At 46.9% G+C, this 25,127-nt stretch carries 21 protein-coding genes; 11 read left to right on the top strand and 10 right to left on the bottom strand.

Translation table 11 applies throughout. The features are described 5' to 3' along the window. Positions 1-212: 212 nt before the first annotated feature. A complete protein-coding gene (locus ABDW33_RS18325) occupies positions 213-521 on the bottom strand; it encodes a YbaB/EbfC family nucleoid-associated protein (RefSeq protein WP_146968391.1) in 309 nt (102 codons plus the stop codon). A 66-nt stretch (positions 522-587) separates the two neighbouring features. Between ABDW33_RS18325 and ABDW33_RS18320 the strand changes: the two genes are divergently transcribed. Genes ABDW33_RS18320 through ABDW33_RS18310 form a run of 3 tightly spaced genes read left to right on the top strand, consistent with a single transcriptional unit; the run spans position 588 to position 5,526 of the window. Continuing rightward, positions 588-1,838: a geranylgeranyl reductase family protein gene (locus ABDW33_RS18320; RefSeq protein WP_343691534.1), complete on the top strand. Its 1,251-nt coding sequence runs from the start codon at positions 588-590 to the stop codon at positions 1,836-1,838. Between the two features lie 3 nt (positions 1,839-1,841). After that, a complete protein-coding gene (locus ABDW33_RS18315; RefSeq protein ID WP_343691533.1) occupies positions 1,842-2,948 on the top strand; it encodes a DUF2891 domain-containing protein in 1,107 nt (368 codons plus the stop codon). 7 nt (positions 2,949-2,955) lie between these two features. Further along, the gene (locus ABDW33_RS18310; protein WP_343691532.1) at positions 2,956-5,526 is read left to right on the top strand and encodes a DUF3857 domain-containing protein; all 2,571 of its coding nucleotides are present in this window, start codon (positions 2,956-2,958) and stop codon (positions 5,524-5,526) included. A gap of 43 nt (positions 5,527-5,569) precedes the next feature. On the opposite strand, the gene ABDW33_RS18305 is transcribed toward ABDW33_RS18310, so the two are convergent. From ABDW33_RS18305 to ABDW33_RS18290, 4 genes are all read right to left on the bottom strand, one after another. Next, positions 5,570-5,872, bottom strand: a complete 303-nt coding sequence (locus tag ABDW33_RS18305; RefSeq protein WP_343691531.1) for a Dabb family protein — start codon at positions 5,870-5,872, stop codon at positions 5,570-5,572. A 40-nt stretch (positions 5,873-5,912) separates the two neighbouring features. Further along, positions 5,913-7,112: an FtsX-like permease family protein gene (locus ABDW33_RS18300; RefSeq protein WP_343691530.1), complete on the bottom strand. Its 1,200-nt coding sequence runs from the start codon at positions 7,110-7,112 to the stop codon at positions 5,913-5,915. Further along, a complete protein-coding gene (locus tag ABDW33_RS18295; RefSeq protein WP_343691529.1) occupies positions 7,109-7,759 on the bottom strand; it encodes an ATP-binding cassette domain-containing protein in 651 nt (216 codons plus the stop codon). Before ABDW33_RS18295 ends, ABDW33_RS18300 begins: the two co-directional genes overlap by 4 nt. An 83-nt stretch (positions 7,760-7,842) precedes the next feature. Further along, positions 7,843-9,585, bottom strand: coding sequence for a DUF4836 family protein (locus ABDW33_RS18290; RefSeq protein ID WP_343691528.1), 1,743 nt, complete (start codon positions 9,583-9,585; stop codon positions 7,843-7,845). 244 nt (positions 9,586-9,829) lie between these two features. Between ABDW33_RS18290 and ABDW33_RS18285 the strand changes: the two genes are divergently transcribed. Continuing rightward, entirely contained in the window at positions 9,830-10,117 is a 288-nt protein-coding gene (locus tag ABDW33_RS18285) for a YciI family protein (protein WP_343691527.1), read from the top strand. 65 nt (positions 10,118-10,182) lie between these two features. Here ABDW33_RS18285 and msrB read toward each other — a convergent pair whose 3' ends face one another. Then, positions 10,183-10,623 carry a peptide-methionine (R)-S-oxide reductase MsrB gene (msrB, locus tag ABDW33_RS18280; RefSeq protein WP_343691526.1) on the bottom strand — a complete coding sequence of 147 codons (441 nt, stop codon included), beginning with the start codon at positions 10,621-10,623 and terminating at the stop codon, positions 10,183-10,185. A gap of 281 nt (positions 10,624-10,904) precedes the next feature. Between msrB and mutL the strand changes: the two genes are divergently transcribed. Beyond that, positions 10,905-12,797 (top strand): DNA mismatch repair endonuclease MutL, encoded by a 1,893-nt coding sequence (mutL, locus tag ABDW33_RS18275; protein WP_343691525.1) that lies wholly within the window; start codon positions 10,905-10,907, stop codon positions 12,795-12,797. A gap of 115 nt (positions 12,798-12,912) precedes the next feature. On the opposite strand, the gene ABDW33_RS18270 is transcribed toward mutL, so the two are convergent. After that, on the bottom strand, positions 12,913-14,370 hold the full coding sequence (locus ABDW33_RS18270) for a gluconokinase (protein WP_343691524.1): 1,458 nt from the start codon (positions 14,368-14,370) through the stop codon (positions 12,913-12,915). Between the two features lie 118 nt (positions 14,371-14,488). Here ABDW33_RS18270 and ABDW33_RS18265 point away from each other — a divergent pair, with 118 nt between their 5' ends. The 3 genes from ABDW33_RS18265 (at position 14,489) to ABDW33_RS18255 (ending at position 17,937) form a co-directional block, all read left to right on the top strand. Further along, positions 14,489-15,937, top strand: coding sequence for a Gfo/Idh/MocA family oxidoreductase (locus ABDW33_RS18265; protein WP_343691523.1), 1,449 nt, complete (start codon positions 14,489-14,491; stop codon positions 15,935-15,937). A gap of 129 nt (positions 15,938-16,066) precedes the next feature. Beyond that, positions 16,067-17,173 (top strand): carboxypeptidase-like regulatory domain-containing protein, encoded by a 1,107-nt coding sequence (locus ABDW33_RS18260; RefSeq protein WP_343691522.1) that lies wholly within the window; start codon positions 16,067-16,069, stop codon positions 17,171-17,173. Between the two features lie 83 nt (positions 17,174-17,256). Continuing rightward, complete coding sequence (locus tag ABDW33_RS18255) at positions 17,257-17,937, top strand: hypothetical protein (protein ID WP_343691521.1); 681 nt, start codon at positions 17,257-17,259, stop codon at positions 17,935-17,937. On the opposite strand, the gene ABDW33_RS18250 is transcribed toward ABDW33_RS18255, so the two are convergent. From ABDW33_RS18250 to ABDW33_RS18240, 3 genes are all read right to left on the bottom strand, one after another. Beyond that, entirely contained in the window at positions 17,934-19,232 is a 1,299-nt protein-coding gene (locus ABDW33_RS18250; protein ID WP_343691520.1) for a D-alanyl-D-alanine carboxypeptidase, read from the bottom strand. The genes ABDW33_RS18255 and ABDW33_RS18250 overlap by 4 nt on opposite strands. Before the next feature lie 114 nt (positions 19,233-19,346). Further along, entirely contained in the window at positions 19,347-20,669 is a 1,323-nt protein-coding gene (locus tag ABDW33_RS18245) for a Gfo/Idh/MocA family oxidoreductase (protein WP_343691519.1), read from the bottom strand. Between the two features lie 22 nt (positions 20,670-20,691). Continuing rightward, on the bottom strand, positions 20,692-21,660 hold the full coding sequence (locus ABDW33_RS18240; protein WP_343691518.1) for a formylglycine-generating enzyme family protein: 969 nt from the start codon (positions 21,658-21,660) through the stop codon (positions 20,692-20,694). Between the two features lie 99 nt (positions 21,661-21,759). On the opposite strand from ABDW33_RS18240, the gene ABDW33_RS18235 reads away from it, so the two are divergent. The 3 genes from ABDW33_RS18235 to ABDW33_RS18225 are packed head-to-tail and all read left to right on the top strand — an operon-like array spanning position 21,760 to position 25,028. Further along, a complete protein-coding gene (locus tag ABDW33_RS18235) occupies positions 21,760-22,686 on the top strand; it encodes a TIM barrel protein (protein WP_343691517.1) in 927 nt (308 codons plus the stop codon). Positions 22,687-22,716: 30 nt separating this feature from the next. Beyond that, complete coding sequence (locus ABDW33_RS18230) at positions 22,717-23,067, top strand: phage holin family protein (protein WP_343691516.1); 351 nt, start codon at positions 22,717-22,719, stop codon at positions 23,065-23,067. Beyond that, complete coding sequence (locus tag ABDW33_RS18225; RefSeq protein WP_343691515.1) at positions 23,067-25,028, top strand: dehydrogenase E1 component subunit alpha/beta; 1,962 nt, start codon at positions 23,067-23,069, stop codon at positions 25,026-25,028. The genes ABDW33_RS18230 and ABDW33_RS18225 overlap by 1 nt, the downstream gene beginning before the upstream one ends. The last annotated feature ends 99 nt before the right edge of the window (positions 25,029-25,127 follow it).

The raw sequence follows: 25,127 nt of genomic DNA, 5'->3' as shown, positions 1-25,127 counted from the left end.
GATTTTTATAATACGATGGGGCCTTAACAGGAGGAAAGATACACCTGCTGTGTAATTAGTCTATAATACTATCTTGTCATCAAATTAATACTAAAAGGTCACCAAAAGGGCACTTCAATATCCAATCGATATAGAGGTGCCCTTTTGGTGACCTTATGGTGCTCTTTTAGTGAACTTATAGCACCAGGGAAGCACTATAGCTAAACTATCTCTTAGAACAATCCTCCCAGCGGGCCCAGCATACCGCCAGCTACGCCCTTCATTTCAGACTCCCAGGTATTTTCGGCCGCTTTCAGCGCGCGGTTCATAGCGGTGATCACCAAATCTTCCAGTTCTTCCTTATTATCTTTTTCTAACAATCGCTCAGCTATTTCCAGACTTTTTACTTCCCTGTTGCCTGTTACTGTCACTTTTACTGCGCCATCTCCCGCTTCACCGTCTACTGTGATCAGGGCCAGGCGTTCTTTACTTTCTTTCAGTTTTTGCTGCGCTTCCTGCAGCTTACCAAACATATCAAACATGGTGGGACTATTTTAGCCCGCGAAGATATTTCACTTTTCTTTATCTTACCATCTTAAATCACCAACATGTTGGAAACCAAAGTATGTATTATCGGCGCCGGTCCTGGCGGTGCTGCAGCAGCACTACAACTTGCACAACTCGGCGTTGAATGTATCGTTGTAGATAAAGCTGTTTTTCCCCGTGATAAGGTTTGTGGTGATGGATTGAGTGGAAAAGTAATCACGGCCCTTAACCGTATCGACCCTGCCATTGCTACCCGCCTTAAAGAGGCTTCTTTCAAAGTGAACAGCTGGGGTGTCACCTTTGTATCCCCCGGCCGTCATAGCCTGGATGTAGGATACAGACCCGATTACAACAGCAAAAACGAAGGTCATAAAGAAACGCCTATCGGCTACGTAGCCAAACGTATGGACTTCGACAACTTTCTTGTAGATGAGATAAAACGTCGCAAAGAAATCAGCTTATACGAAAAAGTAAATGTTGATAAATACGAACTACTGGAGGATGGCTACCTTGTAAGCGGTAACAATGGCGCTTTCCAGGTAAAAGCTCAACTACTTATCATTGCCAATGGCGCTCACTCTTCTTTTACAAAAGAAGTAGCCGGCATCACCATGGAACCCAACCATTATATCGCCGGCATCCGAGCCTATTACAAAAACGTAACTGGCAACAATCCCGACAACTTTATAGAACTGCACTTCCTGAAAAACCTGCTCCCAGGCTACTTCTGGATCTTCCCACTGCCAAACGGCGAAGCCAATGTGGGTGTAGGTATACTCAGTGAAACGGTACGCAAAAAGAAGATCAACCTGAAAAAGGAAATGCTGGATATCATCGCCAGCGATCCTGTATTCAAAGAGCGCTTCAAAGATGCAGAACTGACCAGTAATATCGAAGGGTATGGCCTGCCACTGGGCAGTAAAGTACGTGTGCTACATGGCGAACGCTATATGCTGGTAGGCGATGCGGCTTACCTGATCGATCCATTCACTGGCGAAGGTATCGGCAACGCATTGTACTCCGGCAGAATTGCAGGTTTACAGGCACATGAAGCACTCAAGGCCAACAATTTCTCTACCGCCCAACTGGCGAAATACGATGCAGAAGTATACCGCGTAATGGGGCCAGAACTGAAACTAAGCTATCGCCTGCAAAAGCTCATCCGCTACCCATGGCTGTTTAACACTCTCATGAAGGTAAGCAGCCGGAACAAACAACTGCAGGAACTGCTCTCCTGCATGTTCTACGAGGTAGACCTGCGCAAACGACTTACTAAACCATCCTTTTATTTTAAACTATTGCTTAACAGATAACACGTGAAGAAGTCCATCGTATTGGCTGCACTCTTAATCAGCACTTTTATGTCTACTGCCTTTGCACAACAACCGTTGTATACGCACAACAGTGCAGGCCACCTGGAACTGACGATCGAGGGCGCTGCACACCTGTCTAAATTGCCGCTGAGATGTATGCAGCAGGAATTTCCATACAAAACAGGGGTGGTATTTACCGATACCTCTCTCGTCACCAACCCGAGAAACTATCATCCTGCTTTCTATGGCTGCTTCGATTGGCATAGCAGCGTACATGGACACTGGATGCTGGTAAGATTACTCAAGTCATTCCCTGCCCTGCCGCAGCATGAACAGATCCTGGCTAAACTGCAGCAAAACCTGACTGCCGAACACATTCAGCAGGAACAACAATTGTTTACCAACAAAGAGAATAAAAGTTTTGAACGCATCTATGGCTGGAGCTGGCTGCTTCAACTGCAAAGAGAATTGCTCACCTGGGATTCTCCGGAAGGAAAACAACTGGCGGCCAACGTACAACCACTGGCTACACAGTTTTCGAAAGCCTACATCGACTTTCTTGGAAAACTGATGTATCCCATCCGCGTAGGTGAACATACCAACCTGGCATTCGGTCTTTCGCTGGCATGGGATTACGCTGTCACGGCAAAAGATCAGCCATTGCAGGACGCTATCAGGGCGGCAGCCACGCGCTTCTACCTGGCGGATAAGAATGGCCCTGTCAGCTACGAACCAGGCGGCTATGATTTCCTCTCTCCCTGCCTGGAAGAAGCAGACCTGATGTGGAGAATACTGCCAACGGCACAATACCAGTCATGGATCCAGGAATTCCTGCCGGGACTGTTTACAAAAAAGATCAGCATCTTTAGCCTTGCTCAGGTAAAAGACCGCACAGATGGTAAACTCGTACACCTCGACGGGTTGAACCTGAGCCGTGCCTGGTGCCTGTATGGCATTGCACGACATGCTGGTAAAAACACCGCTGCAATTCAGGCACTTGCCAACCAGCATCTCGAAGCTGCCATACCACATGTAGCCAGCGGCGATTATGCAGGAGAACACTGGCTGGCCTCCTTTGCTGTGTATGCGCTGACCGTGGAGAATAACTAATTTCAATATGCGATTCATTCTGCTGATAATATCCCTGTTCGTACTGCAAGCCAGCCTGAGGGCCCAAAAAAACTTCACAGTATCCCCAACGCCTGACTGGCTGGCCCCCTACAAGCCCGACCTGGGCAAGACACCGGATGCAAGAGAAGTAAGTAATGGCTACTTTTTGCTACTACTCGAAGAACAACACCATGCAGAAAAAAATGCAGTATACAGGCATATTATCAGGCAGATTGTATCGGAGGCCGGTATCCAAAACGGCGCAGAGATCTCTGTAGAATACGACCCCACTTATGAGAAACTCCGTTTTCACCAGCTCATCATTCGCCGCAATGGACAGGTGATCAGTAAGCTGGATCCATCCCGCTTCCGCATTCTGCAAAAAGAAGAAGATCTCTCCCGTTTCATTTACAGCGGCACCTTTACAGCCTACTACATTCTCGAAGATGTGCGCAAAGGTGACCAGATAGAATATGCATATACGCTAGAAGGTGCAAATCCCATTTTTGAAAACAAATACGCCAATACTTTCTACTTCACTTCCTACGACCCCATCGTCAATTATTACAAAGCACTCATCGCAGCACCTGCAAGAAACATACAATTCAAAGCATTTAATGGCGCCCGGCTACCTGTAAAAAGCACCTGGAATGGCATGCAGTTGTACGAATGGAAGATTGCAGATGTAATGCCTGCCGATGAAGATGATAACGCTCCGGAATGGTACACCACGCTGCCCTTTGTACAGGCCAGTGAGTATCATTCATGGTCAGAAATTATTAGCTGGGGAGCAAAGATCAATACCCCGCCGCCACCGGGCGAACGCCTGCAAAAGAAAATTGCTGAATTAAAAAAGCAATCCGGCAATAACAAGGCATTATACCTGCAACATGCGATGCGCTTTGTACAGGACGACATCCGTTATATGGGCATTGAAATGGGAGAATATTCTCATCGTCCTAACAACCCCGACAAAATATTAGATCAACGTTTTGGTGATTGTAAAGACAAATCACTCTTGCTCACCACACTACTACAGGCAGATAGTATCAATGCCAGCATGGCTTATACGAATACTTACCTGAAGGCACATGTATCAGATTACCTGCCTTCTCCCTTCATGTTCAACCACGTGATTGTATATGCAACGCTGGGAGATAGCAGTTACTGGATAGATCCAACTATCAGTTACCAGCGGGGACCATTGAGTCAACACACGGTACCTGATTATCAACAGGCGCTGATTATTAAAATGGGTGGCAGTGATAAACTCACCCGTATTCCGCAAGTGAACAAGGGCACACAGAAGATCAGGGAACATTTCACGCTACCCGATTCCAGGAGCAAGAAAGGAACTCTCACCGTGCGTAGTGAATACACCTTGCGATTTGCCGATCAGCAAAGGGATGTATTTGCCAACAATAGCATGAAAGAACAGGAGAAAACTTATCTCGATTACTACAAAAATATCTATGGAGAACTGCATACTGATTCTTCATTGAAAACGATTGATAATCCTGTTAAGAATCAATTCAGCGTGATCGAAAGCTATATCCTGGATGAACCCTGGAAGAAAGATTCAGAAGAACCCGGCCGGCTGGAGATCTCAGTAACAGCGGGCATCTTACAGGAAGCACTGCCTAAGCTCAGTAAAAAGAAAAATACCAAATCGCAGGCTCCACTGGCACTGCGATATCCATATTCACTGGACTATACTATTGATATGGATATGCCGATAGATTGGTCCCTGAGCGATGAGCCTATCAGGATCAGTAATCCCTATTATACTTTTTCATTTAAGTCTGTCGTGAATGGAAGACACGTTACATTTCATTATACTTTTGAAACCTTTCAGGACAATATTCCCGCTCATTACTTAGCACAATATGAAAGTGACAGGGACAAGATGGATCAGATCATTTCCTTTAGTCTCTTCTGGTCGCCGAACGATCCAGCAGAAATGGCAAACCCCACTGACAATGCGGTGAACTGGGTAACACTGTCACTCGCCATTTTTTTCCTCGCTTACTTCGGACGGCTGGCATGGAAGTATAATCAGTACACCATTTATCCGCTTCAGGATGCCCTTACCCCGGCAGCGTTAAAAGGTATGCTTTACATCATCGCACTCTTTGTATTTGCCACACCATTGATCATGCTAAGCAGCCTTATTAACAGCGGATTTTTCAGTTATAAGGAATGGCTGCTGTTAAGCAAAACAACACACCTCATCAGCAATACATCATTCCTGGAATGCTGGTTTATAATCAGGGTAGTAACCGCCTGTTTCTTCTTTGTATACAGTATCCTGTTGGTTGCACTATTCATCAACCGCAGGGATACATTTCCGAATGCAATGGTATATTATATGCTGGCGGCTGTGGTATTCAACATAATAGATACGGGTATGTCACACTATCTGTACAGAACATACTGGGAGATCGGAGAACTAAAAGGTGTGATATATAGTTTTGTAAAAGGGATTTTGCTTACCCCATACCTGCTGCAATCACAGCAGGTGAAAGATACTTTTATCATGCCACATCGATCGGTAACCGGCAAAGAAAAAGGGTACTGATCCGACGATCAATACCCTTTTTAATGATGTAGCTGGCGCTGTCTTAGAAAGATTCAGAATCGAAGATGATTACCTTTTCCCACAGGTGTTTGCAATTTTCTACGAATGCCAGGTGCACCGGATGTACCTGGTAGGTATCATGACCTGCTTCGTCATTGAACACAGTGAGCAGACAATAGCTATAACTCTTGTCGATCACAGGTCTGTCGGTATTTGCAGGTTTGCCTACATTGAACGTCACGAGGGTTTCCACAGCACTGAGGGATTTCACACCTTCTTCAAATGCTTTGATATCAGCTGCTGAAAGATCTGCTTTCAGATAAAAATTTACAACGTGTACAAACATGTTCAACTTGCATTTTATGTGTTAAAAAGAATAAATTGAATTAACTGATTTCGTTGATATACCGCTTTACACTCCGCAGGTTTACAATATATACCAGTACGATCACCAGTAGCGCGGCTCCTCCTGTTGCAGGACTGATCCATGAAGATACAAACATATTCATGCCGGCGAGTATACCTGCAGCCTTCCATTGCACGATTGTAATTACTACCAGCGAGATGATCGCTGTAAATATATACAAAGGCACGAATTGTCGCATCAGGTATCGTTGCAGTTGCCGTGGAGCAGTACCCAGGGTCACCAGCAGTTGAATTTCCCGTTTGCAGCTGGCGATCACGACCTGTATAAACATGCTGAATACTAACAAAGCAAAGAGCAATAAGATCACTCCAAAGAACCCGATCACGGAAACGATGGTTTGTACAATCACTTTTGTTTTGCTGTACTTGAGTTTATCCTGATTGGTGCTATATCCTTTTTCTTCCAGGTATTTCACTAATACAGGATTGGAAGGATCTTTTGTTTTGATAATTACGCGGCTGGGCGCCGGTGTCAACCCGTTGCCAAATTTCCCATTCGCCCAGTCCATAAAACTACCCGGTACGAGGAAAGAAGAAATTCTGTCTGAAAAACCAACGATCCGGCCTGTAAATTCCTGTGTAAGCAGGCCTTTGGAAATCGTGATTTTCATCGGGAGGGCTTTGATAGTTTCCTGGGAAATTTGCGGTAATCCCTGGCTCAATGCATAGCCAAAATTATATAGATTAAGAAAGTCGTTGGGCAGGATAATAGGAATGGTATTATCGCCTGCCTGCCATTTCCAGTCTTCACTTTTAACATCGATGAAGGTATCGGGTACAGCTTCAAAAAACATTTCGGTATAGAAGTGCAGATCGCCGGGAGCAGCAGCAGTTACTTTATACTGGTTAGCGGTGATGAAGCCAAAGGCAGCGGTGAATGGCTGCTTTTTGATATCGGCAATTTCCTGCGGGGTGAACTCACTTTTCTCCGATTGCCCCATCATATCGTTCGTGATCTTCTTATTGATAACGAGGAAGTCGACGCTTTCATTCTGGTTCTGCTGGTTGTAGAGCAACTGGTCGAAATCCGTATGCATCTGTATAGACAGCAACAGCAGGAACATGGCAATACCCAGGCCGGTAGTAGCCATAAGCAGGCGGCCTTTGCCTATGCCCGTCTGAATGATCTTTTTGAGTAAGCCAAAAAACGATTGCTTCATAGATTGAAATGTGTGTCGTAGGCAAACCTGTTGTCATGGTCCAGGTCTGTTAAAATAAATCCGGCCTTGCGGGCGCGGCATTCTTCTGCGATCAGATCAGCGGCCTTTTGTGCGTTTTCATCGTCCAGGTGGCTGAAAGGTTCATCCATGACGAGCCACTCGAAGGGTTGTACCAGCGCGCGGATGATGGCAATACGCTGCCTTTCACCGTAAGATAGTGTCTTACCACTTTGGTGCATGATGTGAGAAACGTTCAGGCGGGCGGCCATTTCTGTTACCTTTTCGGCAGTACAGTATGGATGGGGGAGCATGACTCTTTTGAGCTCTATATTTTCCTGGGCGGTGAGTTGTTCGAAGATACGCAGGTCCTGGAAAACAACGCTGACCTGTTGCTGGCGCATGCGGGCAATCTGGTCTTTCGTGTAGGTATTCCATGGCTGACCATCTACCAGCACTTTTCCGGTATAATCATTCCTGATATTGTACAGGTAGTGAACCAGGGTCGTCTTTCCAGTGCCGGATGGAGCCTTGATCTTGACAAAACTGCCGGGAGTGAATGTAACAGCCTGGTTCCAGATTTCTGAAGTACGCTGCAGGATTTTGTCCCTGAGAGGAATGGGAACCAGGTTATCTAATTGTAACTGCATGGTTGCGATGCTATTTATTAAATTAAAAGATCATCCAGCTCTTTGGAACGGATGATCTTTTAATTTAAATTATTTACGCCGGATTAATATACTGCGGTAGTATCTGCCTTCTTTTCTTCCTGTACAAATTTGGCAACATTGGTACCAAGATTCACCAGTTGAACAAGGCTGTTTTCATCTTTCTTGAAGTTCAGCACGATTTCAGAATGCTGTGATTTGCCATCAAATGGATGGGTAATAGCAGTAGCATCTTTCAGCAGGTCTTTCACCTGGCCAGCGATAGCTTTACCATTCTGAGGGATCTCTTCGTCAGGAATAGCCGCTGCAATCTTTTCAAAGTTGATATAAGCGCCCATTGGGTTGCCTTTGATCTTGCTAACGAAACTATTGTCGAGACCACCCGCTTTACTTTTTCCACTCAGGTAAGCATCCAGTGTAGGCTGGTCATTTGCCACGGTGATCAGTTTATCGTCGATCGATACTGCGGGCATACCTGGCTGTTGCATCATATCTGCCAGTACATATTTATCACCTTTTTTAGTAATAAATGACTGCAGCGCCGGAATGCCGATCACTTTGTCGAAAGCAGCCTTATCACCCACTTTCATAGCGAATACCCATTTCACGTCTGTCCTGGTCATAGAATCACCTGGCACAATAGTGCTTGGCGCCTTCTTTACACTCAGATCGGAAGCTGCGAAGAACATCTGGCCGTTGAATGCATTCAGGATATCATCCAGGGTCAGGTTCTGATTGCCGGAGTACATACGGAGGCTGATATTAGCCATACCATCCAGACCGGTCGCTTTTACGATATCGCCGATCATGCGGAAGTCGAAACCGTATACCATGTAGCCCAGGATATTGTTAGAAGGATATTGCTCAAGCAGTTTTACATCCGCTTCTGTTTTACCGTATTTTTTGTAGATCTCTGCCAGGTCTTTGCCAGCATAAGATACACCGTCCATTACCACTTTCCCTTTTTCAAAGTTTACGGCACCGGTATAGTAGCTACCCTGCAGCAGCTTCTTCAGGTTAGCGGGGATGGCAGCACCCTGCGAAGCATACATTGGTTCAGGGTTTACATATACGCTCAGGTCAGCGTTATCTTTCAGCAGGTCATGAAAAGCGGAGATATCGGCAGCAGATTCATCTTTCTTCAGGTGGAAGAGGTGATCCGCTTCCGCTACCCAGGTAGCTTCGACGTCTGTGGTCTGGTAACGAACCTGTGTAGCTACGGCGCTGTCTACAGCACTGCTATCGTCTTCATCCTGGTCCATGCCCGGCATACCGCCTGGCATACCACCCGGGAGACCACCGTTCTTCAGTTTGTTGGCGTCTACACCACGCAGGTAAATGACCGTCTCTTTGTTCCAGCCAATTACAGCCTGCTGGTCTGCCTCCCATACATACTGGAAGTCATTTTTCTTTTGCAGGGTGAAGTTTGGCAGGTTCTTTTTCAGGTAAGTTTCGAACTTAGCTGCATCTTTCAGGCCACCTGTAAGGGTCACATAGGACTGCTGGCTACCATTGAATACAACAGATACGAAGAAATTTTCCTGAAGGTCTACACCCGAGTTTTCGGCGTCTTTCCAGGCTTTCATAGCAGGGTTAGCTGTGTCTTTTTCCTGCAGGGCAGAAAACATTTTCTCCATAGTCAGCCCGTTTGTCACCAGTTTATTAGTGATCTGCTTGCTGTTGACGCTCAGTACAACGCCTGCTGTTTTTGGGATATATTTGCTCTGATCAGGTACCTTCGAACATGCAGACAATATAACTGCCGCAGTAACAGCAGTTAACAAAACTTTGGAAAACATTTTTGTCATAAAAAGGGGATCTGAATTTAATAATATAGATATACTGGACGCTAAAGTACTTCGTTTTTCGTTAGTAAAGCTATGAAGGGTTAATATTAAGTTACAGCTTTTCGAGATATGTGGCTGTTTTCAGGGATATCACAATCCATTCATTTATATTGAGTATTATAAAATTGAAAGCTGCAATAGTTTTATACCTTTGTAGCAAGGTTTCCAACTCATGATCACTAAATCCTATTATTGAAACGCTATCATGTACCTGATCCTGTTACAATATATCAGACCTGTCGCTGCCATAGAACACTATATGGAACAGCATCGGGCATTTCTTGACAAGTATTATAAAAGTGGTAAATTTATTTTGGCAGGTCGCAGGAAACCTAAATCCGGGGGCCTGATCATATGTAAAGCATCAAGTCGCAAAGAAGTAGAAGAAATTATGAGCGAAGATCCGCTGGATAAATTCCAGCTGGCGCTATATGAAATTATAGAATTTGAGCCTACATCGTACGTCACCGAGCTGCAGGCTTACCTGTCGTAGAACTGCCAACAAAAAAGACTGACCAAATTCAATTCAGTCAGTCCTTTTCCCTGTTATATAAGTATTTACTGCTTGTCTCCTTCGAAGTCGAGGATGACAGAATTGATGCAATAGCGTAAGCCTGTTGGTGGGGGACCGTCGTCGAATACATGTCCGAGGTGTGCTTTGCAGCGACCGCACATTACTTCAGTCCGGTGCATACCATGTGTATTGTCTGGCGCGTAAATAACACTGCCTTTGGTCACCGGCTCAAAAAAGCTGGGCCAGCCACAGCTACTTTCAAACTTGGCATTGGATACAAACAGTGGGTTCCCGCAGGCGGCACAATAGTAAGTGCCATGGTCTTTTGAATTCCAGTATTTGCCTGTAAATGCCCATTCTGTACCCTTCTCCCGTGCTATGTGATACACCTCAGGAGTAAGACGCTTTTGCCATTCTTCGTTAGTCAGACTCACCTTATTGGTATCCGTCCGGGAATATACATCACTCTTTTTTTCGTCTTCCATATGCAGGTTTTTTCCCTAATCAAATACGTTTTTATACTGCGAGGATCAAAATTATCAGATTCCCTCAGTAGATGGCTGAAAATCACGTCGATTAACGTCTTGTTAACAAGGTGAAAATGTTAATAACATATCCACACTTTCCACAAATCGCTGAAAGCCTTGTCAATACCGGACTTTAGAGAATTGACAAAACGCTAGTCCACATTTTGCCAGCATCTTATCCCCGCCTCCGGAATCAACAGTAAACTTTCCTAACTTTACAGCATAAAGGCACATTATACGTGGCGAACATTATCAATCTATTACCAGACAACATAGCCAATCAAATCGCAGCAGGTGAGGTGATCCAACGGCCAGCTTCAGCAGTAAAAGAACTGATGGAAAATGCGGTGGACGCTGGTGCAACGGAAATTCAACTAATCATCCGGGATGCCGGGAAGGAACTGGTACAGGTAATTGATAACGGTAAGGGAATGAGTGAAGCAGATGCCCGCATGTGTTTCGAGAGGCATGCCACCTCTAAGATCCAAACCATTGAAGACTTGTTCCAGATCCGGACGATGGGCTTCCGGGGCGAAGCACTGGCTTCAATTGCCGCAGTATCACAGGTTGAACTGAAAACCAGGATGCGTGGTACAGACATAGGTACTTATATCGAGATCGACAATAGTGCCGTCAGGAAACAGGAGCCCTGCCAAACGGCGGAGGGGACCTCTATTGCGATGAAGAACCTGTTCTTCAACGTACCAGCCAGACGAAACTTCCTGAAAAGCAATGCCGCTGAGATGAGACACATCGTTGATGAGTTCATCCGGGTAGCCATGGCTTTTCCACAAATCCAGTTCACGCTGCTGAACAATACCCAGCAGCTCTTCTATCTCGAGAAAGGATCCCTGAAACAGCGCGTGATTGCCATCCTCGGCCAGCACTACAATTCAAAGCTGGTAAGCGTGAAGGAAAGTACCGACTATATGGATGTACACGGGTTCGTAGGTAAACCTGATGCTGCCAAGAAGACCAGGGGCGACCAGTTCTTCTTTGTCAACAACCGCTTTATCAAGAGTCCTTATCTGAACCATGCTATCATGACGGCCTATGCCGATATGATTCCGGCAGATAGTTTTCCGTTATACGTGCTGTTTATAGACCTCGACCCGGGGCATGTGGATATCAACGTGCACCCAACCAAACAGGAAATTAAATTCGACGATGAGAAAGTGATGTATGCTTTTGTACAGTCTGCTGTCAAGCATTCACTGGCACAATTCAATGTGATGCCTACCCTCAACTTCGAACTGGACCCGGAAATCCAACACCTGGATGCCGTGAGCCAGCCATTTACTGCCGAACGTCAGGAACAGTCCGCCGCCTCGTCTCTGTACAAAACCTTCACCCAGGCCAACCAGGCACATGTGATCGACAAGAGCAGCAGCAACCTGAAGCACTGGAAAGACCTCTATGATATTGGCAGATCCTCTTCAGATAACACTTCCGCTTACAGAGAAGAACGCGAAGAAACCCTCACACAGCCATTACCAGCTGTGGGCTTTGAAAGCAGGGCCTCCACCGCTTCTGTAATCGACGAACGCTGGCAGGACAATACGATCGATCAGAAAGTACCCGTTCAGGTACATCAGCAGTTCATCCTCTCGCAGATCAAGTCAGGTTTCATCCTGATCGATCAGCAGGCCGCACATGAGCGCATTCTTTACGAACGCTACCTCCGTGCACTGCAGGAAACACCGGTACCGGCACAACAAAGCCTGTTCCCGCAAACCCTGCAACTGCCCCCTGCCGATGCCGCGCTGATCAGCGAAATGATCCCTGACCTGCAGGTACTGGGTTACGATCTGGAACCTTTCGGCAACAATACCTTCGTTGTAAGAGGTACCCCCGCCGATATCCAGAGCGGCAACGAACAAGCCAGCATCGAAGGATTGCTCGAACAGTTCAAACACTTCAGCAGCGAACTCAAGGTGAATAAGCGCGAACAACTGGTGCGGTCTATGGCCAGAAACAATGCCATCCCTTCAGGAAAGTCGCTCACCACCAGAGAAATGCAGAATATTATTGATGAACTTTTTGCCTGCGCAATGCCCAATGCAGCGCCAGGCGGTAAGTACACTTACATATCATTTAAACTAACCGACCTTGCCAAAATGTTCGGTGGTTGATACTAAAAAAGAGGCTGTCAAACCAGAGACAGTCTCTTTTTTAGTATGATAACTGGTACCTATCAACTCGCCGCCGCGATTCCCGGCACCTTCCGATTATCTATGATACCTCCTTTTACATAATAGGAAATACTGGCTTCAACGCCTCGTATAATTTTATATATAGCTCATACGCTTTCTGATAAAGCGCTGCCTTGGCCGGATCCGGTGTTACCATCATTTCTTCCTGAGCTGCCAGGGCAATATCAAGCTGTATCTTATCTGCCGCCAGCAATACGGCTCCCAGTGCAGATGCATCACTCTCCTTTGCCATATACATCGGTTGCTGAAATACGTCAGCAAGCAACTGTACCCACTCCCTGGAGGCCGTAAACCCTCCGCTCACCGAAATCTTTCTTACCTCTCCCGCAGTCTCACCCAAAGCTTTGGTTATACTCAATAAGCCATATGCCATCCCTTCCAGGATCGCCCTCATAAAGTGCCATTGGGTATGCTGCGGCTGCACACCAATAAAAGCACCCTTCGCATGCCCATCCCATACCGGGGCCCGCTCTCCATGCAGATAAGGCAGGCAGATCACCCCTTCGGCACCCGCAGGCGTAGCAAAAGCCTGCTGCAGACCTGCATCTATACTCATTCCTGCTTTCAAAAACTTATCAAGGTACCATTGCAGCAATACACCTCCATTATTAATTGCACCGCCTATTACAAAATGACCCGGCGTCAGCACATAGGTAAACAACCTGTTATGCTCATCCGTCATCGCTGCCGGAATGGTCATTCTCACAGCCCCGCTTGTTCCTATCGTTAACGAAGCATGTCCTGCATCGAGGGCATTGCTGCCTAATTGGGCCAGGCAGCCGTCACTGGCACCGGCTACAAACTTCGTGTCTGCAGGGATATCCAGTTCTGCCGCAATAAGCTGGTTCAATCCTGTAATGATACTATCACTACTTACTGCCGCCGGCAATTGGTCTTCCGTGATGCCGGCCAGTGCCAGGGAATCGGCATTCCAGCGCAGCTCATGTATATTGAATAACCCGGTGGCTGAGGCAATGGAATAGTCTGTGACATACTTACCAAAGAAATGGTAGAAGATGTATTCTTTGATGCCAACGAAGCAGGCTGCCTGCTTGTATAATGCCGGTTCATTTTCCTTCCACCAGATGATTTTACACAAGGGACTCATGGCATGGATAGGCGTACCTGTTTGCTGGTAAATACGGGCTCCCTGTGCTGTACCTCTCAGACGATCTGCAATCGCTTCACTCCTGTTATCAGCCCAGATCACCAAAGGAGTCAGGGCCTCCCCCTGTGCAGACATCATCATCACACTATGCATGGCACTACTGAAAGATACAGCAGCCGGCGGCTCCCTCATTATAGTAGCCACGCTTCGGATTCCATTCTTCACTGCTGTCAGTATGAAAGCAGGATCCTGTTCACTATATCCGGCCTGGGGCTGGTGTATAGTGTATTCCTGCTGGCAGTGTGCTTTCACGCTCCCGTCTTCCTTTACTGCAATCACTTTGACACTGCTGGTTCCTATATCTACTCCAATGATGTATGCCATTGCTATATTTTACCTTCTTTCTTTAAAAATAAATTTATAATTTAAAACCGTATAAGACGCAAAATGCGATCCACGATTATGGTATATAATCAGTCTCAACTAAATAAACATTGTTAATATGGTCCACGAAAAAAACACCCCGGGAAATCAGGTCTCCCGCCGATCGTTCCTGAAAGAAGGCGCGCTTGCAGCAGCCGGATTCATGATCGTGCCACGGCATGTATTAGGCGGAAAAGGGTTCATTGCCCCCAGCGATCGTCTGCGTGTAGCAGGTATCGGTGTTGGCGGTAAAGGGGAAAGCGATCTGGAGGAAATAGCAAAAGGCCCTTCTGATATAGTCTACCTGTGTGATGTAGACACCCGTCGCGCAGCAAATTCTGTAAAACGCTTCCCGAAAGCTAAGTTTTACAAAGACTTCAGGGAAATGCTCGACAAAGAGCACAAGAACATCGATGCCGTGACTGTATCCACACCGGACCACCAGCATGCTGTTGCCGCGATGGCAGCTATGCAGCTGGGTAAACATGTGTATGTACAAAAGCCGCTTACCCACGACATCTATGAAGCCCGCATGCTCTCTGAAGCCGCCAGGAAGTACAAAGTGGTCACCCAGATGGGTAACCAGGGTTCAAGCGGTGATGGTGTTCGCCAACTGCGTGAATGGTACGATGCAGGCACCATTGGCGATGTACACACCGTATATTGCTATACCGACAGACCTGTATGGCCGCAAGGTATTCCATGGTCCAGCATGAAAGCGCCCGTTCCCGCGGAACTGGATTGGGACCTGTGGTTAGGTACGGCTCCATATAAAGATTACATTGATAAACTCGTTCCGTTCAACTGGCGTGGCTGGTGGGATTATGGTACCGGCGCACTCGGTGATATGGGTTGCCACATCATCGAACCACCGTTCCGTACACTGGGCCTGGGTTCCCCAAAATCAGTAGAATGTAGCGTAGGTAGCGTTTATGTAGATGAATTCAAGAGAGGCTATTTCCCTGAAAGTTGCCCTCCATCTTCTCACGTCATCCTGAAATTTGAGGACCATAAAGGCAAGGAAGTAACCCTTCACTGGATGGATGGTGGTATCCAGCCGGAAAGACCTGAAGAACTGGGACCTAACGAAATAATGGGCGACGGTGGTAACGGAGCTATTTTCATTGGTACAAAAGGTAAAATGATGTGCGGTACTTATGGCCGTGATCCTAAATTATTACCTACAAGCCGTACCGAGCAGACAAAAGTACCACAGAAATATGCACGTGTACCTGAAGGCCACTATGTACAATGGGTAAATGCGGCCATTGCCGGTTATAACAGTGATAAGGATAAGGCCATCTCCTCTCCTTTCTCTATTGCAGGCCCATTGACCGAAGCATTGCTGATGGCTAACCTGGCTATCAGAAGCTTTGACATCCGTAAAGAAGAAAATGGTAAAACCTCTTACCCAGGCCGTTATGTAAAACTGCTGTGGGATAACAAAAATATGAAGGTGACCAACTTTGACGAGGCGAATCAGTTCGTGAAGAGAACTTATCGTCAGGGCTGGAGCCTGGGGGTATAAACTATTACACCAGACATTTTTCCCCTTAATGAGGCTGACTTGCTGTTGCGGGTCAGCCTCATGTGTTGTAAACCAGTTATTTATCCTAACTTTATTACAAGAGCTTATCCCGCTTGGTACACTGTCACTATGTACTTATTAAGATTGTCCCCATTACTACTACTGTTGGCAGCAACTGCCTGTAAAAAGATCATTTCCGCCGAAACAATGCATCCCGTTCAGGAAATAACTACTGCTCCCTCCTCTTTTCAGGGCCGGATAATAGACAAATCACGGCAACCACTTTCCAATGCAACCGTGTTCTGTAGTGGTCAAAGCACGACCACTGACGAAGATGGCAACTTTGTATTCTCCAACGTCATGGTCGATACAAATGCTGCGGTGATCTCCATTAAAAAAACAGGCTATCTTGATGGCATACGCACTCTCATGGCACATGCCTACGGACACCAATACCTGGAGATAATGCTGGCTCCCAAAGACCTGACGACATCCTTTTCCGGAACTGCCGTGGGGAATGTTGGGTTTACAGGGGTGAACATCGTCTTCTCTCCGAACCAGATTTATAATTCTGCCAATCAGGTGTATAAAGGTACCGTTTCGGTATCTGTAGATTATATCTATCCCTCAGATCCTACCCTTGCTACCCGCATGGCAGGCGATCTGCGCGGGATTGATAACAACGGTCATCAAGTGGGCCTGATCCCTTATGGACAGGTGGCTGTCGATTTGAAAGATACCAGCAATGTGGCGCTTCATCCGGATGGTGAGCACCTTGTGAATATCACCATGAACATCCCCGGAGCCTACCGGGCCAGCGCTCCGGCACAAATTGGCCTCTACTATCTGGATACCATCAGCGGCTACTGGAAACAGGAAACCCTGGGGTATAAACAAGGGACCAACTATACCGGCAATATCAGGCAGGGTACCCGCTGGCTGTTTGCCACAACCTATGCACAGGTCACACTGGATGCTAATATCTTCCAGGAGTCTGGTGTACCAGTGGCAAACCTGCTCACCACTATTGCTACCAAAATCGATTTCATCCCTTCCTTCACTTATACCAATGCAGCTGGCCACCTGACAGGAAACGTAGCCGCTAACCAACCACTGATTCTTACACTTACCGACCAATGCGGTCATCTCGTATTTCAGAAAGAACTGGGCCCCTATACCGCAAATAGCATCATTGACACCCTCAAAACCGACAATCTTACCCTTTGTAATCCATAAGAAAATCTGTAGGACTCCCAATTACGTTTATTGATATACTATCCTCTGAAACCGATTGCCAACTTTAAAAGAGTGATAAGACTATGCCATACTTTAAGCGGGTTTTTGCACCCGTTATCCTCGTACTGTGCCTGGCGACTGCCTGTAAAAAAGAATATAGTTATGAAGGAATGCCTGAAATACCGAAGGCAGATACCGTCAAGACCCCGGAAGTTGTATATGACTATGCGCCATATACGAAGGGCTCTACATATAACTATATGTACAAAACACAAACTGCTACCTATTATTATACCGTGACAGTCACGGGCGATACGGTATTGCAGGGTAATACCTACGCCGTTCTATCCGATGGCTATAACCTGCAATTCATTCGCTACAATAAGGGAGGGTACTACCTGTTTGAGCCAGCCTATACTTCATCTACCTCTTATCATCCTGCTGCTGTAAGACCATTTCTGTACGATAATTATGCACTGAACGCACATTGGTCTGATACCATCAAAGCCACCACCTTCCACGGTGATCCGGAAACAGCTTTGCTGGATTATCACATCATTCAGAAAGGAACTCCGAAGACAGTAATGGGCAAGACGTATTCACGGGTAATTGGTGTAAAACAGGATGGGTATATCATTGCCGGCGGCCAGGCCAATAGCATTGGTACGATCGCCAATTACTTCTATGCCGACAGCACCGGGTTTATCGAAAAAGATTCTCCGACCGATACGATCGTTCTGCTGAGTTACGATCGTAAAAACTAATAGTTTTCGTACACCTGTGTCAGGAAATGCTCGACCTCCCTCCGGACGGTAGAAGCGCTGTTGTTGTGATTATTCACAAGCACACTAAATACCAGTGTCTTATTTTTCTTAGTGACAAGGTATCCGCTCAGGGCTACTACGCCAGTGAGCGTACCGGTTTTGGCATGTACAAACTGCTCTTTGTAATAATTCTTTAAAGTCCCCTTGCCGCCTGTGGCAAACAGGCTATAGAGTCGTGATGTAGGGTACGTTTTGTACATGTTAGCGAGTACATACACAAAGTCTCTGGGTGAGAAAAGATTGTACCTTGATAAACCGCTACCATCTGCCCAGTTAGGCGTATCCGGCAGCTCTTTCAGATAATGATCCAGCATATAACTGATCATGTGTTGTGTACTGATGGTATCAAAAAGTTGATTGGCACACATCATCAACGTTTGCTCTGCAAAGAAATTATCACTTCTGTGCATCATAGGCAGGAAGAGCGAATCGGATGGAATGCCTTTCATGAGTTGTAGTCCGGCAGGTACCTGCCGTGCAATATATACAGGTTTGTGCAGGGTGTCCTGCAGGCGTAAAGCCAGGTCTTCCAGCCCACCTGTGATAAAAGGAACTTCCTCTTCTTCCGGTTTATATATAGTGCTGTTATAGCCCATGGAGAAACGGTTGTTCCGCTCATCTCTCTTTACCTCCAGCGATGTGAGTTGGTTATCCTTATTTGTAGTCAGTTCATAGAGCTTGGGAACAATGTATAGGCTATCCCCGTGATGACGCACCCTTGCTACATTGCCATACATCGGCCATTCATTCAGCTCTGACTGGTAGTAATCTGCATAGTCATTCCATGACCAGCCATAACCAAAGCGTGCATTTTCATTTTTGGCGGGAACGATCTCTATTTTCTTATTCGTTTGTTGCAGCAACCGGAAAGCGGGTTGCAGGGTGTAATCCGGATGCAGGAAAGCCGGATCTGCCGTACCCTGTACATACAATACAGAATCCGTATCCAGGTACCTGAGTGCAGGGAGAGAGTCGCCCAGCAGCAACATACCTGTGTATAATGAGAATATCTTAGTGTTGGAGGCAGGTGTAAAGTAATGATCTTCCTGGTAGTTGTACCAGTATTTATTGGTAGCCGGTTCGTATATGCAAATGCCAACATGCGCCTGTTTCAGGGCTTTGCTGGCAAGTAATTCTTTTTCTGACCAGGTTTTAATTTTAGTATTCTGTGAAAACAAGGGTTGTTGCAATAGGAACAACAACATGACAACAAGTAAGATTCTGCAATTCCTCATACTCCAATATAATAAATAGAGGTTGTATCTACAGCAATTTTATCCGGTTTAACCCGGACATCCTCTCCATATAGGTAAGGCTCAATTAACTATGATACAACCTCTATACAAAATTTAAACGTATCTGGTAGTACCTGGTTTTGCTACGGGATAGTTGCCGTCCGCATCAGGTAAGATCTGTGGCTTCGCATCAAAGGCGTAGGTAGCTGGTTGTAAATTTAAATCCAGCTTCAATGCCTGATCAAATGGAATAATCTGCCCTGAATAGGTAGCCAGGCGGCCGATGATAGCAGTGAGCGTGGTCTTTGCTGCCCGCTCTGCATCATGGTATTTGTACTCCCCTTTTGCTACTGCGGCAAACAGTTCGTCATGTTCTGACTGGTATGGCTGGTTCTCCTGTTTCTTATCAAACTGGTACAATACTTTCCCTTTGTGATCCTGTATCACAGCCCGGTCACAGATGATGCGGCCTTTGGTACCTATCAGTTCTTCGTCTACACGGCTCGCACTATCCTTCCAGTGACGACACTGGCTGTTCATTGCTACACCATTGGCAAAGCGATATTCCACGGCATGGTGATCATATATTTCCCCATACTCCTTGCCGGTGCGGACCTGGCGTCCGCCCATCCCCACGGCTGTCACCGGATATTCATTCATGAACCAGTTGCCCACATCGATATTATGAATGTGCTGCTCTACGATATGATCCCCACAAAGCCAGTTGAAATAATACCAGTTGCGCATCTGGTATTCCATTTCCGTATATTCTGGTTTACGGGGTCTTACCCACAGTGCACCCTGGTTCCACCATACATTTATGGAAGTAATATCCCCGATAATGCCATCCTCTGCGCGCTTGAATAATTCCCGGTAAGAGTTCTGATAGCGACGTTGTAAACCCACTACAACGTTCAGCTTTTTTGCCTTTGCCGTTTCTGCAGCAGCCAGTACTCTTCTGATGCCGGCAGGATCAGTGGCCACTGGCTTCTCCATGAAAATATGTTTCCCCTGTCTGACCGCTTCTTCAAAGTGAATAGGTCTGAAACCCGGAGGAGTAGCCAGTATTACCACATCTGCGAGTGGAATGGCTTTCATATAAGCATCGAAGCCTACGAATTTATGTTCCTCTTTTACATTCAGGCGACCTGGCTGATCCCCTACTTCGCCTTTTATATTCTCATAACTTTCTTTCAGGCGGTCAGCAAAGGCGTCGGCCATTGCTACCAGCTGAACATTCTGTTTTGTGCTCAGGGCTTGTACAGCAGCCCCGGTACCACGGCCACCACAGCCAATCACAGCGATCTTAATGACGTCATTGCTGCCAGAGAAAAAATTGGCCTGACTGATCAAAGGCAGGGTTAATAACCCTCCTGCCAGCAGCGAGGTTTGTTTTACGAAGTCACGACGACCTGAGTGGAATTCTTTTTTTTGCATGATAGTAAGTTTATTTAACGAGTTATCTGGAACCGATATATTTATCCAGCACGTCAGCAAAGAACTGTTCGGCTTCTTCTTTTGTTGGTTGCTTTACAGGACGGATGATGCGGAAACCGATAAAAGGTGCATCGGCATTCCACCACTTGCTCTTAGGTATCTGCGGATCACGTCTGTTCCAGTCCGGATCAGATTTCAGGCGGGCCGCACTGCGCAGGTGTGTCGCATCGTCCAGATAGTTTCCTCCCTTGATGCTACGAGGTGTTTTGGAAGTAGGCTGCTTCCAGGGGTCTGTATCTGGTGCCTGTTCTAAATAATGTACATCATACTGGTCAAGGGTCCATTCAGCTACGTTACCCAGCATATCGTACAATCCCCAGGCATTGGGTTGCAACTCCCCTACTTTATGGTATTTACCGCCACTGTTGCCGGCATACCATGCATATTGTTTCAGGGTAGCACTGTCCTTGCCGAAAGGATAGGCCGTTGCCGCCCCGGCACGGCAGGCATACTCCCACTCTGCTTCTGTAGGCAGGCGATAGAAGATCCCTGTTTTTGCATACAGCCAGCGGCAATAACTCAGGGCGCCGTACTGACTCATACTATTAGCGGGGAAGCCCCCCTGTTTCCCCATTCCAAGGGTCAGATCAATGTAGGGCGGACTGGGGCGGGTCATGCCATCCGGAATAGGTGTTTTGTCTTTTTCAGCATCTGCATACACATCGTATTCATCGAAGGTCACCTCATGTGCGCTCATCCAGAATGCCCCGATTTTGACCTGTTGACGAGGTCCTTCATCTTCCTTTCGCCCCTTCTCCGTGACCGGGCTTCCCCAGTTAAAAGTACCAGCGGGAACAGGTACCATCCTGAAGGAAACGGTAGTACCAGGAAGGGTCGCCGTATAGGGCTGGTTGGGAGGACTATTGTCCTGGCCGGATACACTTTGGGTGATCATACAGCCTAGCGACAGTACAAGCAATTTGTTTTTCATAACACTGATTTAAATAATCGGTAGTGAATTTATTAAATCGATTGCGGTAAAGCAATGTTTTTTATACATTTAGTACTCTCATGCAATAAATATAACGTTATGGAAAGAAGAAAATTCTTGCAACAGGGCACACTGGCAGGTCTGTCAACCCTTGCATTCAGCGCTGCTACTGCTGCAGCTCATCCCTCGGCAACAGCGCTACCAGCTGTAGGAAAACCATTTAACCTGAACTATGCCCCCCATGATGGCATGTTTAAGAACAGTGCAGGCAATAATGTACTGGACCAGATTCAGTTTATGTACGATCAGGGATTCCGGTCCTTTGAAGACAATGGCCTCATGAACCGGGACGTTGCCGAACAGGAAAAGATTGGCAACCTGCTGGCAAAACTGGGCATGCAAATGGGCGTTTTTGTGATAGACGGTGGCGACAACTGGAAGACTTCTCTCACCACCGGCAAACAGGAGTTCAAAGATACCTTCGTGAAAATATGCCGTAAGGCACTTGAAACTGCAAAACGGGTGAATGCCAAATGGGCAACCTTTGTACCCGGCTACTTTGAGCGCAACCTCCCAATGGGTGTGCAGACCGCCAATGTGATCGAAGCACTGCGACTGGGCACCGCCATCCTGGAACCACAGGGCCTGGTAATGGTACTGGAGCCCCTGAGCGACAATGCAGACCTCTTTCTCCGTACCGCTGAACAAAGCTATATGGTGTGTAAAGCAGTAAACAGCCCCAGTTGTAAAATACTCTACGATATCTACCATATGCAGCGCAACACGGGCAACCTGATACCTACAATGGACCTGTGCTGGGACGAAATTGCCTACATCCAGATCGGAGATAACCCCGGCAGAAAAGAACCTACTACCGGAGAGATCAACTACAAGAACATTTTCAAACATTTACATAACAAAGGATACAAAGGAGTACTGGGGATGGAACACGGAAATGCCAACCCGGGAAAAGAAGGTGAGGTAGCACTGATAAAGGCTTACAGGGAAAGCGATGCATTTCTGTAATTTCAGTACCTTTCATTCAAATTTCTCTGTATGAATTTCCTGATCCGCCTGTTAATAAGCGCCCTGGCAGCCCTCATTACTGCTAAGGTGTTACCTGGTGTGCATATTAACAGCTTCACGACTGCCATCGTTCTGGCTATTGTATTAGCAATACTGAACCTGCTGGTGAAACCCATTTTAATACTGCTCACATTACCTGTAACCGTATTGACACTGGGATTATTCCTGCTGGTCATCAATGCGCTGATCATTATGATCGCCAGTTCACTGGTACGTGGTTTCAAGGTGGACGGATTTATCTGGGCACTGCTGTTCAGCCTTGTGCTGACAGTTGTTACCGGCATTATGAATAGCCTGGCAGGCACCGGGAACGATGACTGATGTACTTCGACCGCACACATATCAGTGACGACCAATTGCGGGGTTTTTACAAAGCCCTGTTATACCCCCGGCTGGTGGAGGAGAAAATGTTATTGCTGCTAAGGCAGGGAAAGGTCAGCAAATGGTTCTCTGGTATCGGACAGGAAGCCATTGCCGTAGGTGCCACGCTTGCCCTGGACGACGATGAATGGATATTGCCATTACATCGCAACCTTGGTGTGTTCACAACGAGGCAGATGCCACTGCAACAATTGTTTCATCAATGGCAGGGTAGTCCGCTGGGATATAGTAAAGGCAGGGAAAGATCTTTTCATTTTGGAAGCAGGGAGCACCACATATTTGGAATGATCTCTCACCTGGGACCACAGTTGTCGGTGGCAGACGGCATTGCACTGGCTCTTCAACTGGAGGGTGAGGGCAAAGTAGCCCTGGCCTTCACAGGAGAAGGTGGCACCAGCGAAGGTGAATTTCACGAAGCACTGAACGTGGCCGCTGTGTGGAACCTACCTGTGATCTTCCTGATAGAGAATAATGGTTATGGCCTAAGTACCCCGATAGCAGAGCAATATCGCTGTAATCAGTTAACTGATCGCGCAATTGGATATGGCATCCGTGGTATGCGCATTGACGGGAATAATATCTTAGAAGTCTACCATGCGGTGCAGGAAGCTAAGCGACATGCCCTGCAGGAAGGACAACCTGTATTGATAGAGGCCATTACCTTTAGAATGCGGGGCCATGAAGAGGCCAGTGGCACAAAGTATGTACCCCCTGCCCTGCTGGAATACTGGGCACAGCGGGATCCGATCTTACATTTTGAACAATTCTTACAGTATCTGAACCTGGCAGATGACTCCATCAGGGAATCCTTGAAACAGGAAATCGATCATGATATACAGGCAGCATTGCACGAACCGGTGTATGCTTTCAATATAAATGAGGAGCTGGCCGATATCTATGCGCCAGCACCGCCACCGATCGCCCCTACAGGTGCAGTTTCGGAAAAACGGTTCATCAATGCAATTGCCGATGCCCTGCGTCAGGCCATGGAACTACACCCGGATCTCATATTGATGGGGCAGGATATAGCGGAGTATGGTGGTGCATTTAAAATCACGGAAGGATTAGTCACTCAATTCGGGAAAGAAAGGGTGCGCAACACTCCTCTCTGCGAAAGTGCCATCATCGGTGCCGGACTGGGTTTATCCGTGATGGGATACAGGAGCATGGTAGAGATGCAGTTTGCCGACTTTGTATCCTGCGGGTTTAACCAGATTGTAAACAATCTGGCTAAAATCCACTACCGTTGGGGCCAAAATGCAAATGTAGTAGTACGATTACCGGCTGGTGCAGGTGTAGGAGCAGGTCCCTTTCATTCCCAGAGCAATGAAGCATGGTTTACCCATACTCCCGGACTGAAAGTGGTGTATCCCGCTACCCCTGAAGATGCAAAAGGGTTATTGCTGGCTGCGCTGGCAGATCCCAACCCGGTATTATTCTTTGAACACAAGGCTTTATACAGAAGTGTCAGCGGCCCCGTGCCGGACACGCCTTATACCATAGAAATAGGAAAAGCGAAGGTGGTACAGGAAGGTGATGACCTTAGTATCATCACCTATGGCGCAGGTGTACATTGGGCACTGGAATATGCGAGGCAGCAGGCGGACATGTCTATCCATATCCTGGATCTGAGATCGCTGCAACCACTGGATTACACGGCCATACAGGCAACCGTGGCGGCCACCGGAAAGGTATTAATCTTACATGAAGCTACCCTTACAGGAGGATTTGGAGGAGAAATCGCTGCGTGGATAGCGGAACATTGTTTCCGCCAACTGGATGCGCCGGTGATGCGTTGCGCTTCTCTCGATACCCCGGTACCATTTGCCGGGGAGCTGGAAGCCCACTTCCTTGCAAAATCACGGCTACATGCATGTGTACAGGCATTAATTCAATATTAGCCTGACAGGCCGGGAACTTCCAGGCAGAGGTATAAGTGCCTTTTCTGCGTTATTTACTGCTGTCAGGAAGTAACGGAAATTTTCCTCCTTTTTATAAAT

The organism is Chitinophaga sp. (assembly GCF_039596155.1).
Classification (GTDB): Bacteria; Bacteroidota; Bacteroidia; order Chitinophagales; family Chitinophagaceae; genus Chitinophaga.
This window is presented reverse-complemented; position numbering and strand designations above follow the sequence as displayed.

Excerpts from the sequence above, each read along its gene's own strand:
- ABDW33_RS18230 (WP_343691516.1), top strand. The coding sequence starts at position 22,717 with ATGAATTTCCTGATCCGCCTGTTAATAAGCGCCCTGGCAGCCCTCATT.
- ABDW33_RS18265 (WP_343691523.1), top strand. The coding sequence starts at position 14,489 with ATGGTCCACGAAAAAAACACCCCGGGAAATCAGGTCTCCCGCCGATCG.
- ABDW33_RS18285 (WP_343691527.1), top strand. The coding sequence starts at position 9,830 with ATGTACCTGATCCTGTTACAATATATCAGACCTGTCGCTGCCATAGAA.
- ABDW33_RS18235 (WP_343691517.1), top strand. The coding sequence starts at position 21,760 with ATGGAAAGAAGAAAATTCTTGCAACAGGGCACACTGGCAGGTCTGTCA.
- ABDW33_RS18240 (WP_343691518.1), bottom strand. The coding sequence starts at position 21,660 with ATGAAAAACAAATTGCTTGTACTGTCGCTAGGCTGTATGATCACCCAA.
- ABDW33_RS18310 (WP_343691532.1), top strand. The coding sequence starts at position 2,956 with ATGCGATTCATTCTGCTGATAATATCCCTGTTCGTACTGCAAGCCAGC.
- ABDW33_RS18325 (WP_146968391.1), bottom strand. The coding sequence starts at position 521 with ATGTTTGATATGTTTGGTAAGCTGCAGGAAGCGCAGCAAAAACTGAAA.
- ABDW33_RS18290 (WP_343691528.1), bottom strand. The coding sequence starts at position 9,585 with ATGACAAAAATGTTTTCCAAAGTTTTGTTAACTGCTGTTACTGCGGCA.
- ABDW33_RS18270 (WP_343691524.1), bottom strand. The coding sequence starts at position 14,370 with ATGGCATACATCATTGGAGTAGATATAGGAACCAGCAGTGTCAAAGTG.
- ABDW33_RS18225 (WP_343691515.1), top strand. The coding sequence starts at position 23,067 with ATGTACTTCGACCGCACACATATCAGTGACGACCAATTGCGGGGTTTT.
- ABDW33_RS18250 (WP_343691520.1), bottom strand. The coding sequence starts at position 19,232 with ATGAGGAATTGCAGAATCTTACTTGTTGTCATGTTGTTGTTCCTATTG.
- ABDW33_RS18320 (WP_343691534.1), top strand. The coding sequence starts at position 588 with ATGTTGGAAACCAAAGTATGTATTATCGGCGCCGGTCCTGGCGGTGCT.
- ABDW33_RS18255 (WP_343691521.1), top strand. The coding sequence starts at position 17,257 with ATGCCATACTTTAAGCGGGTTTTTGCACCCGTTATCCTCGTACTGTGC.
- ABDW33_RS18260 (WP_343691522.1), top strand. The coding sequence starts at position 16,067 with ATGTACTTATTAAGATTGTCCCCATTACTACTACTGTTGGCAGCAACT.
- ABDW33_RS18245 (WP_343691519.1), bottom strand. The coding sequence starts at position 20,669 with ATGCAAAAAAAAGAATTCCACTCAGGTCGTCGTGACTTCGTAAAACAA.
- msrB (WP_343691526.1), bottom strand. The coding sequence starts at position 10,623 with ATGGAAGACGAAAAAAAGAGTGATGTATATTCCCGGACGGATACCAAT.
- ABDW33_RS18295 (WP_343691529.1), bottom strand. The coding sequence starts at position 7,759 with ATGCAGTTACAATTAGATAACCTGGTTCCCATTCCTCTCAGGGACAAA.
- ABDW33_RS18300 (WP_343691530.1), bottom strand. The coding sequence starts at position 7,112 with ATGAAGCAATCGTTTTTTGGCTTACTCAAAAAGATCATTCAGACGGGC.
- ABDW33_RS18305 (WP_343691531.1), bottom strand. The coding sequence starts at position 5,872 with ATGTTTGTACACGTTGTAAATTTTTATCTGAAAGCAGATCTTTCAGCA.